At 45.6% G+C, this 13150-nt stretch carries 14 protein-coding genes and 1 pseudogene; 8 read left to right on the top strand and 7 right to left on the bottom strand.

The genetic code is table 11. The features are described from left to right. Nucleotides 1-187: 187 nt before the first annotated feature. On the top strand, nt 188-856 hold the full coding sequence (locus NST33_RS22900; protein ID WP_221824381.1) for an HAD-IA family hydrolase: 669 nt from the start codon (nt 188-190) through the stop codon (nt 854-856). Between the two features lie 47 nt (nt 857-903). Then, entirely contained in the window at nt 904-2076 is a 1173-nt protein-coding gene (locus NST33_RS22905; protein WP_237174296.1) for a mannitol-1-phosphate 5-dehydrogenase, read from the top strand. A 246-nt stretch (nt 2077-2322) separates the two neighbouring features. On the opposite strand, the gene NST33_RS22910 is transcribed toward NST33_RS22905, so the two are convergent. The 3 genes from NST33_RS22910 to NST33_RS22920 all read right to left on the bottom strand — a co-directional run bounded on the left by NST33_RS22910 (nt 2323) and on the right by NST33_RS22920 (nt 4952). Next, entirely contained in the window at nt 2323-3213 is an 891-nt protein-coding gene (locus NST33_RS22910; RefSeq protein ID WP_339305199.1) for a hypothetical protein, read from the bottom strand. 142 nt (nt 3214-3355) lie between these two features. After that, entirely contained in the window at nt 3356-4009 is a 654-nt protein-coding gene (locus tag NST33_RS22915; protein ID WP_221824386.1) for a YkyA family protein, read from the bottom strand. Between the two features lie 40 nt (nt 4010-4049). Then, nucleotides 4050-4952, bottom strand: a complete 903-nt coding sequence (locus NST33_RS22920) for a polysaccharide deacetylase family protein (RefSeq protein ID WP_313771507.1) — start codon at nt 4950-4952, stop codon at nt 4050-4052. Between the two features lie 228 nt (nt 4953-5180). Between NST33_RS22920 and NST33_RS22925 the strand changes: the two genes are divergently transcribed. After that, a complete protein-coding gene (locus NST33_RS22925) occupies nt 5181-6125 on the top strand; it encodes a DMT family transporter (protein WP_339305202.1) in 945 nt (314 codons plus the stop codon). Between the two features lie 63 nt (nt 6126-6188). Next, nucleotides 6189-7025 carry a sulfurtransferase gene (locus tag NST33_RS22930; protein WP_339305204.1) on the top strand — a complete coding sequence of 279 codons (837 nt, stop codon included), beginning with the start codon at nt 6189-6191 and terminating at the stop codon, nt 7023-7025. Between the two features lie 160 nt (nt 7026-7185). On the opposite strand, the gene NST33_RS22935 is transcribed toward NST33_RS22930, so the two are convergent. Further along, a complete protein-coding gene (locus tag NST33_RS22935; RefSeq protein ID WP_339305206.1) occupies nt 7186-7848 on the bottom strand; it encodes a CPBP family intramembrane glutamic endopeptidase in 663 nt (220 codons plus the stop codon). A gap of 377 nt (nt 7849-8225) precedes the next feature. Between NST33_RS22935 and NST33_RS22940 the strand changes: the two genes are divergently transcribed. Next, the gene (locus NST33_RS22940) at nt 8226-8804 is read left to right on the top strand and encodes a TetR/AcrR family transcriptional regulator (RefSeq protein WP_339305208.1); all 579 of its coding nucleotides are present in this window, start codon (nt 8226-8228) and stop codon (nt 8802-8804) included. Between the two features lie 154 nt (nt 8805-8958). Here NST33_RS22940 and NST33_RS22945 read toward each other — a convergent pair whose 3' ends face one another. Continuing rightward, the gene (locus NST33_RS22945) at nt 8959-9546 is read right to left on the bottom strand and encodes a DUF1629 domain-containing protein (protein ID WP_339178341.1); all 588 of its coding nucleotides are present in this window, start codon (nt 9544-9546) and stop codon (nt 8959-8961) included. Nucleotides 9547-9838: 292 nt separating this feature from the next. On the opposite strand from NST33_RS22945, the pseudogene NST33_RS22950 reads away from it, so the two are divergent. Both NST33_RS22950 and NST33_RS22955 read left to right on the top strand, forming a co-directional pair. After that, nucleotides 9839-10135, top strand: a pseudogene (locus NST33_RS22950) (aminoglycoside phosphotransferase family protein); the annotation flags it as partial. A 32-nt stretch (nt 10136-10167) separates the two neighbouring features. After that, nucleotides 10168-10962 (top strand): ankyrin repeat domain-containing protein, encoded by a 795-nt coding sequence (locus tag NST33_RS22955; protein WP_339178345.1) that lies wholly within the window; start codon nt 10168-10170, stop codon nt 10960-10962. 157 nt (nt 10963-11119) lie between these two features. Here the strand turns inward: NST33_RS22955 and NST33_RS22960 are convergent, their stop codons facing one another. Both NST33_RS22960 and NST33_RS22965 read right to left on the bottom strand, forming a co-directional pair. Beyond that, a complete protein-coding gene (locus NST33_RS22960) occupies nt 11120-12157 on the bottom strand; it encodes an FAD-dependent oxidoreductase (RefSeq protein ID WP_339305210.1) in 1038 nt (345 codons plus the stop codon). Between the two features lie 24 nt (nt 12158-12181). Continuing rightward, nucleotides 12182-12565 (bottom strand): helix-turn-helix domain-containing protein, encoded by a 384-nt coding sequence (locus NST33_RS22965; protein ID WP_221824401.1) that lies wholly within the window; start codon nt 12563-12565, stop codon nt 12182-12184. Nucleotides 12566-12705: 140 nt separating this feature from the next. Between NST33_RS22965 and NST33_RS22970 the strand changes: the two genes are divergently transcribed. After that, nucleotides 12706-13059: a DoxX family protein gene (locus NST33_RS22970; protein ID WP_221824403.1), complete on the top strand. Its 354-nt coding sequence runs from the start codon at nt 12706-12708 to the stop codon at nt 13057-13059. Nucleotides 13060-13150 lie beyond the last annotated feature (91 nt).

Raw genomic sequence — 13150 nt, forward strand, 5'->3', positions numbered from 1 at the left:
TTGACCCTTTGGTTTGTCCTATGTTACGGTTTTATTAGCTTCAAACGCATATTTTTTCCCAAATTAATATTCATTTTCGGATTATTGTGTCAACTAATATCCCGCAGGTCAATGAATACAGGGAATGAATTTGCAGAAAATTTTCATTTTTATCCCAAATTAATTCTGAAACAGGAGGAACAAATTTATGATTAAGGCACTGGTGTTTGATTTCGACGGAACGATTATTGATACAGAGACAGCATGGTATATTGCTTTTCGCGATGCTTACAAGGAACACGGCGTAGATTTAACCCTGGAGATGTATTCACAATGCATCGGTACCAGTCTGAAAACATTTAATCCATATGAGTACCTCATCACAGATTTGAATCTTCCGATCGATCGGGAAGCGTTCAGGGAATCTGTTCAGTTGCAGCACGCTGCATTGATGAACAAAGAGGTGGTTCGTCCGGGCATTCAGAGCTACCTTGATGAAGCGCGTAAAGCTGGACTAAAACTTGCTGTAGCCTCCAGCTCCAAACGGGAGTGGGTTGAACAGCATCTGGAACAATTGAAACTGAAAGACTATTTTGAAGTTATCCGTACCGCAGATGATGTTGCAAATGTAAAGCCTGATCCGGAACTCTACAATCAAGCGCTTGAAGCCCTTGGAGTAACTGCAGACGAAGCCGTAGCGATTGAGGATTCACCTAACGGCGCGCGTGCAGCTGCTGCGGCTGGTATGCACTGCGTAGTCATCTCGAATACCATCACAGGAACACTGGAATTCGATATGCCTCACCAACGGCTGTCTTGCTTGACTGACCTTACATTTAACGATTTGATTTCGAAGCCACTCGTCACTACCGTCTAAGGTCTGCACGAATTTCGCGATTCAATCCTTAAAGGGGGAGTTCATACATGAAAGCTGTACATTTTGGTGCGGGCAATATAGGCCGCGGTTTTATCGGTCATATGTTGTCCGCTTCCAACTACGAAGTCTGCTTTGTCGCACGTAACCCGAAGAAAATCTCCATGCTTCAAGAGAGACAGGAATATCCGATTACACTTGCCAATAGCGATCGGGACACTACGATTGTCAACAACGTGACGGCGATCAATGTGAATGAGCAGAATCTGGTTGCTGAAGAGATCGCTTCAGCCGATGTGATCACAACCGCGGTGGGTGTATCTGCACTCGGAGATATCGCCGAACCGATCGCCAAAGGCATTCAACTTCGCATGAAAAACAATAATCAGGCTCCGCTGCATATTATCGCTTGCGAAAATGCCATCGGTGGTAGCACCAGGCTGAAGAAACGCATCTATCCATTTCTGGATGAACAAACTCGCAAAAAAGCCGAACGTTATGTTTCTTTCCCCAATGCAGCTGTGGACCGGATTGTTCCGGCTCAAAACCACAAAGACCCGCTGCAGGTCACTGTTGAACCTTTTTACGAATGGGTCGTTCATCGTCCAGCACTTCTGGATGGATTCAAGAAAATAGATGGCGTCCACTATGTGGATTCGCTTGAACCTTATATTGAGCGTAAAATGTTTACGGTAAATACAGGCCACTGTGTCGCCGCATACTTCGGCTATCTCGAAGGATTCAAGACGATTAGACAGGTGATGAGTAATTCCACCCTTCGGGCCAAGGTACGCCATGTTATGGAAGAGACGGGTCAGATGCTCATCCAGAAGCATGGATTCAACGCACAGAAGCATAACAAATATATCGACACCATACTGGAACGCTTCGCCAATCCCAACCTGACGGATCAGGTCACCCGGGTTGGACGTTCCCCCCTTCGCAAGCTTTCGCCTCATGATCGGCTTGTTCGCCCAGCGCTGCAGGCCAGTGAATTCGGAATTGAAATTCCCCATTTAACTTCTGCTATGGCGGCCGCAATGCTGTTTAATGATAAACACGACGAGGAAGCCATGAAGCTACAACACATGATTCGCGAAGATGGCATCTCCGCCTTCATCCGTGAACGCATGGGAATTCCCGACGAACATCCCGTTTATCAGAATGTAATCGCCCGTTATCAAGAACTCAGAGGACGCAAGGAATCGACTATACTAACCTGAGTAACGGATCAGGGCATGGGTTCGATCCTGCAAACTGAATAGAAGCATGGCCAAGAAGCCGGGAGGAACCTATGCATCCGCATCGCTCCTTCCGGCTATTTGTCTATACACAGCACGGTACATTGTATCTATATTGTAGTAACGTTAATAAAACAGCGCATCTCCTCTCTCAAGGAAACACGCTGTGTAGGGAATCGTTTTAATTTTACTTAGCCGTCCTGCTTAACCATGTGGCTCATCCCTTTTTTACTCATTCATAATGGAATTAAGGGATGCATATGCCATAGGCAGGAAACCTTCAGAAGGTTCACCAATAGGTGCTTGGATGTGGAAAATGAAACCATTGCCGTCCAGTTCTTTCACAATAAAATACTCTGTTTTCTTATCATTCTGGGACATCATGTACAATCTTGCATCCTTCATCGGCCCGTTACTGAGTTGTTCAGCTGTTAATTGCTTCACTTCTCCGGTCTCGGACAACTCTTCTTTGGCATCCATCTTCAACATATCCAGGTTAAAATCCGCAGGCAGCTTCTCAATCTCTACCTCATAATCCGGATCAATCTTCATTGTTAATTCATGGTCTTCCGCATCAAAAGCCATCGGTTCAAAAACATAAAGTGAATAACCTTTTGCTTGTGCCAGTGTCACTGGGCGTTTCTCGGTCATTCCTTCTACCGTCACTTCCAGCTCTGATGTCTTCGGACGATCGGACGTTACTGTACCGCCTGCATTGGAACCGTTATTGTCATCACTCGATTCAATCTTTGCAATCTCTGTAAGTACCAACTGTTTCGTTGTTGCATCAATCGTTTTCTCTACATATTTGAAACGCACGGAATCTTCGTCATCGATATCATCCAGAGACTTCTGCAAATCTTCGCTCACCTGGAATGACATCGGCTTCTCATTCACTCGAATCTCCACGGTATGCGGATCAGCCCATCCAGTCAGAATACCTTCTGCTTCAATTGCAGCACTTTCATTTGGTTGTTGCTCCGGTGCTGGTGACTGTTCTTCCGTATTATTCACTGTTGGCTGTGCAGCAGGATTACTGTTCCCACATGCCACAAGCGAGAATCCCATAAGTAAAACCAGGAATGATGCACTGACTTTCATTGTATTTCCTTTTCGCATATGAACACCTCCGTTAGCTTAAACGCAATGATGCTTGTCCATGTTGCTTATCATCCATTGGCTTGGCTGTATACTAGTACTTACACGGGAGAAAGGCAGCTCAATCATGCAAAATGTCTGAATGGTTGCTCAGATCCTCTGCTCAGCTGGCCTGATCCATCTGTACCAGTTTGGCATTGGCTCCGTTAAACGCTTTGGTCTGGAGGTTAAATTGCTTTCGGAATTCAGCAAGCTTCGCATATTCGCTATTCCGTACCCGAATGGCTCGCTTAATCTTAACCAGATTAGGTTCTGCACTTTCTCTCATCAGATCATACAGCTGCTCATCGGCACTTAGACTCAACTGATACGAGGCAATAAAATTTTCCAATGCACGTGCTCTTGCTTCATATTGATCCAGCACCTTTTCCGCCTGTGCCAACGTATCTTCTTTTTCAAATGATAGTTCTTTCAATGAACTGCGCAGGGCCACCGCCTTCTCGTTGGTCTGTTTCATGGCCTCTTCCGCCTGTTTCAACAACGTTCTTCGTTCATGAATATGATCTGCTGCCTGATCCAGCAGTGCTTCGAGATCACTATTTTTGTTCTTGCCCTTGTCTAAAATAGATTTGTATAACTTCATATCCTCCTGCTCATGACTGACCAGCGTCTTCAGACTCTGATCGATCTCCTGACCACTGAGCACCAATTGGTTCACCTGATTTGCCGCAGGCTCCTGCGGATCTCCACAACCACTTACCAGCAGAATTAGCAATACGCTGACTGCCGCAAGCGCCACTTTTTTACTCGTTAGCACCCAAGTTCTTCCTCTCTTGCATCATCATCTTGTTGTTATATTACAAACGGCTATCTGCGCTAAAATTAGCTACCCAGTGTGCATCCGGATCGTATACTTCGAACTCGTAACCCCGATCCTCAAGTAGCTTCAGAATACGCGGTAAAGCCTGAACGGTCTGCTCGCGCTCGTGCATCAGAATCACTTCCTTATCCCGATGTACACTTTTGCTCACCCGGGCCACAATCTTGTCCGGCTGACCGGGAAGATTCCAATCGAGTGAATCTGTCGTCCAGTCCCACAATTTGAACCCGGCCGCAGCAATGTCACCTCTGAACTTTTCACCGATCTGTGGACTGCTGCCATAAGGTGCACGAATCAGATGAGGTGTAAAACCAATCAGGTCCTGCACCATCTTCTGCTCTTTCTTGAACTCTTTCACAAAGTTCGCAGAACTGCCGCTCTTATACAGCTTTTTATAGTTATGCGTCATGCTGTGGAGTCCAGGGTAACTGCCTTCCTTCAACAGCCGTTTCACTGCTTCCGGATGCTGATTCAACTGACGTCCGATCATGAAAAAGGTAGCCTTTGCCTCATGCTGCTTCAAAATATCCAGCAGTTGTTCCGTATATTCAGTTGGCCCATCATCAAACGTTATGTATGCCAATTTGCGAACCTGGCCCTGGAACCGGGCCGGCTCCTCCTTCGCATCCGGAGTAACTTGTATCATGCCAAGCTTGGCGGGCTGTTCTATTACAGTAATCGGAGGCGGCGCCACAACGCTTTTGATCCAATGCGTCATGCCAAGGAATACATATGTAATACCGGTAACGAACAGTACCAGGAGCATTAGAGCTATGCTTACCCTTCCATACCGGATTTTTCTTCGTTTATGTGTTTTCGTGCGACTTGTGCTAGGCGGAATACTGCCACGTTCTCCCGCTCTCTCTTGTTGAACTCTCACTGTCATGCCACTTCCTTACTTTCATTTTTTCCCGATTATTGGTATATTATCTCGTTTCATGTCTCTATATAGAAGATTAATAGAAAAATGGATCGGGAGAATGACAGAATAGTTACAAGCCCGGTTACAATCTACTTATCTCTTCGTTCTCTTTATCTTTCCTGCGGTTACCTTCTCCTGTATAATGAAGTGATTTACGCCATCAGACTTCAAGAAGGAGCTACACCCATGACAAGCTTGAACCGTGCCGGCAGATCCATTTATCTGTTATTCTTTGTCGGCATTATCGCCATTTCTTTTTCTTCGATCTTTGTACGCTGGTCTACCGCAGATGTTGCGGTCATTGCCATGTACCGTCTATTTCTGACCAATCTGCTAATGCTGCCTTTTGTCTGGAAATACAGACATGAGATGATGCGTCTACGCATACGGCAGTGGGGCTTGCTACTTGCATCCGGTGTGATGCTGGCCCTTCATTTCCTACTCTGGATGGGTTCGCTGCGGCTCACCAGTGTTGCCAGTTCCACAGTTATTCTCGCGCTGGAGCCTATACTGATTCTTGCCGGTTCGGTATGGCTGTTCAAAGCCAAAATTAACCGCATAATGATCATCGGCATGGGCATCGCCCTGCTTGGATCAATCGTCATTGGCGCAGGAGATTTCCAGTTGGCAGGTACTGCCCTGCAAGGTGATGTCCTGTCTTTACTTGGCACAATCGCAGTCGCCGTTCATATGCTGCTGGGTCAATTTTTGCGAGCGGGACTTAGTGCATTTTCGTATAACTTCTGGGTGTTCTTCGTGGCTGCTTGCACGCTGGCGGTATATAATCTGATCATGGGCCATCCGTTCGGAGGTTACGCTGCGTCAGAGTGGGGAATCTTCCTGCTGCTCGCCATTGTGCCAACGATCTTTGGACATTATCTCTTCAACTGGCTGCTTCAATATATGAATGCCACAACGGTATCCATGGGCGTACTTGGGGAACCCGTATTCTCTTCGTTGCTGGCCTGGATGCTGCTCGGCGAATCCCTCAGTGCATTACAGATGTCTGCCGGGGTTGTCATTATATTCGGGGTATGGATATTCATTCGATATGGCAAAACCAAACCTCAACCCATTCCTGCTGATGCTCCTATCGCTGGCAAAGGGCCTGTTGAACCTACCACGGTATAACGTTTTTTTTTCGTAAAGCATAGTTATAAACGACCTACCACTCTCATAAGGCGGTGTATTTTCATGAAAAATATTGTATCCATGCGCTGGCTGCTCGCCAGAATGTATGAACCGGATGTGGTCATTGCAGATTGCCGATTCTTGCTCGGTCAGCCGGAGGCTGGAAGACAAGCCTATGAAGCTGGACATATTCCAGGAGCTGTCTATCTCGATTTGGAAAAAGATCTGTCTTCTCCTGTGTCTGCGCACGGAGGACGTCACCCGCTTCCTGATCCGGCTGTTCTCGCAAGTCGTCTCTCCAAAGCTGGCATCGGCTCCAATAGTCGTATTATTGCTTATGACGATCAAGGCGGGATGAATGCATCTCGGCTATGGTGGCTGCTTCGCTATATCGGTCATGAACAAGTGTATATCATGGACGAAGGTTTCTCCGCTTGGAAAAACGCCAAATTCCCGGTGACCACGGATGTGCCCGTTCAGATCCCGGCTTCCTTTGAGGTGAACGTACAGCCAGCCATGCTGGCAAGTGTAGAGGATGTTCAGCAGGCTTCGGCAAGTGGCAGTGCCATGCTAATTGACTCCCGTGATGCTCGCCGCTATGCAGGTCTGGAGGAACCGATCGATGCCAAGGCCGGACATATTCCGGGTGCGGTGAATTATTTTTGGAAAGATGTGTTGGATTGGGATGGACGTTGGACAGATACTGGGGTGTTAGAAGAGCGTTTCAGTAAGCTGGACAAGGATGGTGCGATTATCGTGTATTGCGGTTCTGGCGTCTCGGCCTGCCCTAACGTGATTGCACTGGAAGAAGCGGGATATACGAATGTGAAGTTGTATTCCGGGAGCTGGAGCGACTGGATTAGTTATGAGGGGAATCCGGTGGCAACGGTGGAAGAGTAGGTAAAGAGCACAAGTCTACAGTAACTCAAAAACAAATACACCGCCATGCAGGCTGATGCCTGGGGCGGTGTATTTTCAGTGCCTGAGCGTCATCCGGGAATACAGGAGAGATAGAGGCATCGTTGCACGCGAAAACTGATCCAACAAGATCTTTTCCCGCTCAATGAAACAAGATCTGCAAAAGAAAATGAGGGGAAGCATTCATGAGTCCATGAGCCAAGATAATCACCCATATTTTACGATAGCGTGCCCATAAATAACCAAGAAACAGACCCGTAACCCCATGATTTGCAATCACTGTTGCCACATCAATATCCCACTGGCCATTCCCTTGAATGGCGACATGCCAAATGGACCATAGTATTGAAACTAGTAGTATGGCGGGCCATCTTCCAAGCAACGTCTCCAATCGAGTTTGCAGCCATACCCGATAAAAAACTTCCTCCAATACGCTATTGATCATAAAACCAATCAACACCAAGAGAAGGAATTCTGTCATATCGGTTGCTACCATTGTTCCTTCTGGTTGTGCAATTGGGGAATAGAACTTTAGATAACCCCAGACCACAATAACGATCATTGGTGCAATGACGTGTCCGCGAGAGCGAGGCTTTGCCGAGATAAATCCTTGTTGCTTGCCCGTCATTTTGCGACATATCAGCAAGAAAATCAACGGAATGAACAATAGTGTCGTCAATTTGAACGCCAAATAATATAGCTGGAAATGTAATCCTTGCTGGTCTATCGATATCAGAGAAACCGTAAATAAAACGCCTGACAGCAATAATACAATCGATTGAACGACCAAGTGCCTTTTATCCATTTGTTGGAAACTCCGATGATTTTGACTTTTATAAGGAATCATACGGATTAGAAAAATGCCAAGGAATGCCGGCAACATACTATGCCATATTGGAATCACTTCCTCACGATCAGCCGTGTACCTTATATTCAAGTTTCCGGTCCACACTAACCACAGTACAGCAGCAAATATAATGATTATGCATAATAAGCCGATTGCCTTTCCCCATGCTGGAAGCATTACTTTGAATTGGTGACTCATTCCACTTGCACTCCTTTGAGTGGCATGTCACATTTGCCCCTTTTTTTTAATTCAGTTGAGTTAAATAAACTCTAGCACATTCCATCTTCATCGTCTATTTAATTCAGTTGAGTTAAATAATATGATATTCTGAGTGTATGCCAAAAATCGTGGACCATGAGAAAATGAAGAATATTATCGCTGAAGCTACTTGGAAAATCATTAGTGAGAAAGGCATTCATCATGCAACGTCAAGAACGATTGCAAAGGAGGCCGGATTATCACAAGGCGCTTTAAGACATTACTTTTCAAAACAAGAGAGCCTATTAGCGTTTGCCATGGAGTTAGTTAAGGAAAAGGTACTTACTCGACTAAGAAATCTGAATGCAAGAGAACTGGCGCCTCAAGAAAGAATTGTTGAATACTTACTCGAACTAGTCCCGACTAATGAACAAACATTATTGGAAATGGAGGTTTGGTTTGCATTTGTAAGCTATGGAAAAACGCAAAAAGGGTTCGACGCCAATTATGAGGACCTCCAAAACGCAATCAACAACTGCATCATGTACTTGAAAAATGAAGGTCTTCTGCGCAAAACCGATGAAGAGAAGGAACAAGAAAAGCTATATGCCTTTATCAATGGGATGGCTCTCAATTTGTATCTAGAGCCGGATAAGATAAATAGAACACGAAGCAAAGAAATGATACAAGACTATATCAATTGGATTATACGTTAAAGGAAAACTTGATGCATAGATCAGGGAGCTAAGTCAGCTGACCCGCGCCAAGCAAAATACACAAGAAAGTCCGGTGGCTACTGGGGAAAAATAAAGACTAAGAGCCCACGTTTTGCGTGGGCTTCTCTGCGCTTTCATTATAATCATGTAGCATTTAGCTGCTTACATTTCCGACTTCTGTCACGTTCAGGTTTAGCTTATGTTTTCGGCATACTTCGTAAAAATCTTTTGAAACAATGGGTTTGAAGATATTGATATAATCCAGCATAAAAAATTCATGCTTGCCAATTCGCTCTTCATGAAGGCAGATTTGAGATACAACTTTGACGATCTTACGTGGAGGCTGTTGTACAGATGCAGCAATGACCGCTTTGCGCCCATATTCCGAACGTTCATAATCGAAAACATCCAAACAATCAAGCTGATGTGCAGTCCAATAGGTTTTTTCAACCGAACGACCATTGTGGTAACACACCGTTGTCGGAATAAACTGTGTGTTTGTTTTAGTTTCCTCCAACAGTTTTTTAAAACGATCTGATACGTGTCTCGTTCCTGTGATCGTCTCAAAATAATCTACATTCAGATTCCGCACCGTAGGCAGTAACTCAACCTCTGCCGTTGTCCCCTCTGGCAACGGATTCTCTATCGCCAAATAATTCATATCTAATTCGGGAGTGAAGGCTGTTCCGCCACTAATAAACCCTCTACGTGGATATTGAGATTCCAGAAAATAATAGTTCAAAAGAATGATGTCTCCTTCCGAGTGAAGTGCTTTTCGATCAATTATACGGGTCAAATAGCGATAAATAAAACACCAAGACAACAAGTTAGATTCAGCTTATCTTGGTGTACGCCCCTCTAATTACTCCGCGGTTTTAAGTAAGTTATCCACAATAAAATCGAGCTATTTGTATAACGAATAAATATCATTATAGAAAAATAAACCACAACTCATATCAATGAGACGTCCTTCTTTGACTGTGGGGATATTATTCCAAATTGAATTGTCTGACAGTTCAACCATTTCTTCAAGTCCGGATCATATATGGATAGATCATGCTATGCAACCATGCCTTATTGATATTGATGGCGCAGGATTCTTCGATCTCGAACATGAGCATAGCTTTCTGGAGTTTCGATTTGGAGATTTTTATCACTACTTAAAAAATAACGATCTCGACCCGGAGCGGATGACATTTTATCGATTTTGCCATCATTTGTCCTTGATATCAGGAGGACTGAAACTGCTTCACAGACAATTCCCCGATCAGCAATTCGCTAGGGGTCTCGCGGAGTATCATGCCAGATGTGCAGTTCAGATGCTTTCATGAATATGGATACAACCCCGGAAGGAGATTTGAGCATGGAATTTATTCACGAAGATGAAAAACTTGCAGTGATCGTTATTCAAGCCATTCACACTGGAGATATTCCAACGTTAGAGCAACTGCTGGCAGAGAATCCGGGATTGGCAAAGATAAGAATATTGGAAAGAAAGCCTGACAACGTAGATGCAGATTCTAGTATCTATCGAACACTGCTGCACGTGGTGACGGATTGGCCGGGGCACTTCCCTAATGGAGCGGATACCGTGCGAGTATTGACCAAGTTCGGTGCGGAAGTGAACGCTCCTTTTGTCGATCCACATATTGAAACACCTTTGCATTGGGCTGCAAGCTCTAATGATGTCCAAGTGCTCGATGCCCTTCTTGATGCTGGCGCAGACATTGAAGCGACTGGCGCGGTGATCGCCGGTGGCACGCCGCTGGACGATGCTATTGCTTTTGCACAATGGGATGCAGCACAGCGCTTGGTTGAACGCGGCGCGATCTTTGCTCTTTGGCATGCGGCTGCCCTTGGAGATATTCACGCCATACTAGAACATTTTAAAGGAGTCAAACTCCCGGAACGTTATCCTTGGGGAACAAACACCTCCCCTTCTCCTCCCGATGCAGTAACCGTTGCCTTCTGGTGTGCTTGCCATGGAGATCAAAGAGAAACAGCCGAATACCTGCTTGACCAAGATGCCGAACTGAACTGGATAGCCACCTGGGATGGAACGACTCCACTGGACACAGCAAAACGCAATTTTTCAGCTGAACTGATCCCGTGGCTTGAGAGTCAAGGTGCCAAATCCGCTAGCGAGATTCACAAGTAGATGAAAGGCTAGCATGAAATTGCCAATCGCCAGCAACTGCGAATATAGTATGAGGAGAGTCCGGTGGCTACTGGGGAAGTGTAGAAGACTCCAACAATTATACACAACGAAAAGGACATCGCCACTTGAGCGATGTCCTTTTTGTTCTGGAGTGATTCTAAAACCGTGAGAGGCGACAAGGGTCTAATTCATTTCTTGATTTGCCATCAATAATTTCACTTGCAGCCAGATGCGCAATCAGCGGCGCCAGCGTAATTGCAGAATGCATTAGCGTCAGATAAAGTCCATTCATGTGATCATGGAAGCCCACAATCGGATAACCGTCTTCAGGCATGGGTCTCCATCCAACTTTTATGCTCTCCAGTTCCAGTTGATTACCGTGCTTGAGACTGCGACGCAATGTGTCGTAAGCTCGCTTACCTACCGCCTGTGGTCCATTTGCCTCCGACTCGTCGATATAGTCTTCCGCAGCCAGCAGCGTATAATCCGTCAGTTGACGCGCTTCAAATTGCGCATTGGAGATTAATGTGTGTATCAGTTTATTAGCAGTTTTCATCCGAATCAGAATCGAAGGTGACGAAGTTACCGGCACGTGACAACCTAATGGGTTACAAAGTTCGGGTGTACCTGTTCCTGCGGCCAATACCACAACATCCGACTCCACAAAACCCTTGGACGTATGAACACCAACCAGACGGGAACCCTCTTGCTTCAGCTGTGTAACGTTGGTGTCGAACTGAATCTTTGCTCCGTACTCTTGCGCTTTGCTCAACAACAGCTCCGTTACCGCTATAGGGTCCACCGCACCTTCTTCGCTGACAAACATGGCTTCATCCGGATATTCCTTCAGATTGGGCTCCAATGCCTCAAGCTGCTCCCGGTTTAATTTTTGAAAGTGTTGCTCCCTTAAAGGCGGAGTGTCCCAAGTTAGCGCGCCATGCCAATGAATTTTCAGTTCGGACAACTCTTGCTGAAGTGTGTGATATTCTTCCACAGCTGCATCGTACAAATGCCAGTATTCAGGAGCCACTCTATGCGTCGTATGTATCCAGGCAAATGATTTTTCCGTGACTTCACGCGCCGCGGCTGAGTGCCGTTCAATAACGGTTACATCTTGATTTCGTTTGGCTAGATGATAGGCCATACACGCCCCAACAATCCCTGCACCAATAATCACAATTTTTTGTTTATTCAAAACTAACTCTCCCTTGTCACCCTATCACCCCAAGGAATCGATTTTCCGAGGTTCGGATGGGAGTGCTCCTTTTTCGTCTTCTTCGCCGTACAGCTTCTCCATATGCTGCATATGGCCGGCTCCCCAGTCGCTCATTGTCTGGAGCACAGGTTTCATGAGCTGTCCGTACTCCGTAATTGAGTATTCGACCTTAGGCGGAATTTGAGGATACACTTCCCGATGCACAATATCGTGATACTCCAGTTCTTTTAACTGCTGGGTCAGCATCTTTTTCGAAATATCTGGAATGGATTTTTGTAATTCGCTGAACCGCATTGTACCATTGCTCAGCAAGCGTAGAAGAATCAAAGATTTCCATTTACCCGTGAGGATATCCAAGGCCGTTCCGAATTTGCAATATACCGTCATTCTTATTCCTCACTTTCTGACCATACCCGGGTATACTTTTGGTTACCTGGTTAGGTTTAAGTGCCTACTTCCAGATTGGGCCTTCTCACTTTAGTATAGAGGCAGATATTAAAATCGAGCAAGTGAGGGGATCAGAAAAGATGAATGTAACGTTATGGATCGTACAACTTATATTGGCGCTAGGTTTCATATATTCAGGATGGATGAAAACCATTCTTATCGAGTCGTCAAAAAAGACCTGGGCCTGGGTCAATGATGTGCCAAAAAGTCTAGTTGTTCTGATCGGAATCGCGGAACTACTAGGAGCGCTTGGCCTAGTTTTGCCTTGGGCGCTGAACATCACTCCGGTGCTTACGCCGATCGCCGCAATCGCTTTGGCTGTTGTCACACTGCTTGGAATGCTGTTTCATATTCGGCGCAATGAGTATCGGGAGCTTGGCGTAAATATCTTTTTTATAGTTCTGGCATTGATCATAGCCTTTGGAAGACTATAAAGGAAACGGGGAACGTTTGGGAAAGTGACAAAAAGCCACTAATATTATTATATAATAAGCTCACCACATAAAAGGCTGGCTTCAACAGCTC

Source organism: Paenibacillus sp. FSL L8-0435 (assembly GCF_037965655.1).
GTDB lineage: Bacteria > Bacillota > Bacilli > Paenibacillales > Paenibacillaceae > Paenibacillus.

Coding starts and splice junctions, on each gene's coding strand:
- NST33_RS22925 (WP_339305202.1), top strand. CDS start 5,181: ATGACAAGCTTGAACCGTGCCGGCAGATCCATTTATCTGTTATTCTTT.
- NST33_RS22930 (WP_339305204.1), top strand. CDS start 6,189: ATGAAAAATATTGTATCCATGCGCTGGCTGCTCGCCAGAATGTATGAA.
- NST33_RS22940 (WP_339305208.1), top strand. CDS start 8,226: ATGCCAAAAATCGTGGACCATGAGAAAATGAAGAATATTATCGCTGAA.
- NST33_RS22905 (WP_237174296.1), top strand. CDS start 904: ATGAAAGCTGTACATTTTGGTGCGGGCAATATAGGCCGCGGTTTTATC.
- NST33_RS22910 (WP_339305199.1), bottom strand. CDS start 3,213: ATGCGAAAAGGAAATACAATGAAAGTCAGTGCATCATTCCTGGTTTTA.
- NST33_RS22935 (WP_339305206.1), bottom strand. CDS start 7,848: ATGGATAAAAGGCACTTGGTCGTTCAATCGATTGTATTATTGCTGTCA.
- NST33_RS22970 (WP_221824403.1), top strand. CDS start 12,706: ATGAATGTAACGTTATGGATCGTACAACTTATATTGGCGCTAGGTTTC.
- NST33_RS22965 (WP_221824401.1), bottom strand. CDS start 12,565: ATGACGGTATATTGCAAATTCGGAACGGCCTTGGATATCCTCACGGGT.
- NST33_RS22955 (WP_339178345.1), top strand. CDS start 10,168: ATGGAATTTATTCACGAAGATGAAAAACTTGCAGTGATCGTTATTCAA.
- NST33_RS22900 (WP_221824381.1), top strand. CDS start 188: ATGATTAAGGCACTGGTGTTTGATTTCGACGGAACGATTATTGATACA.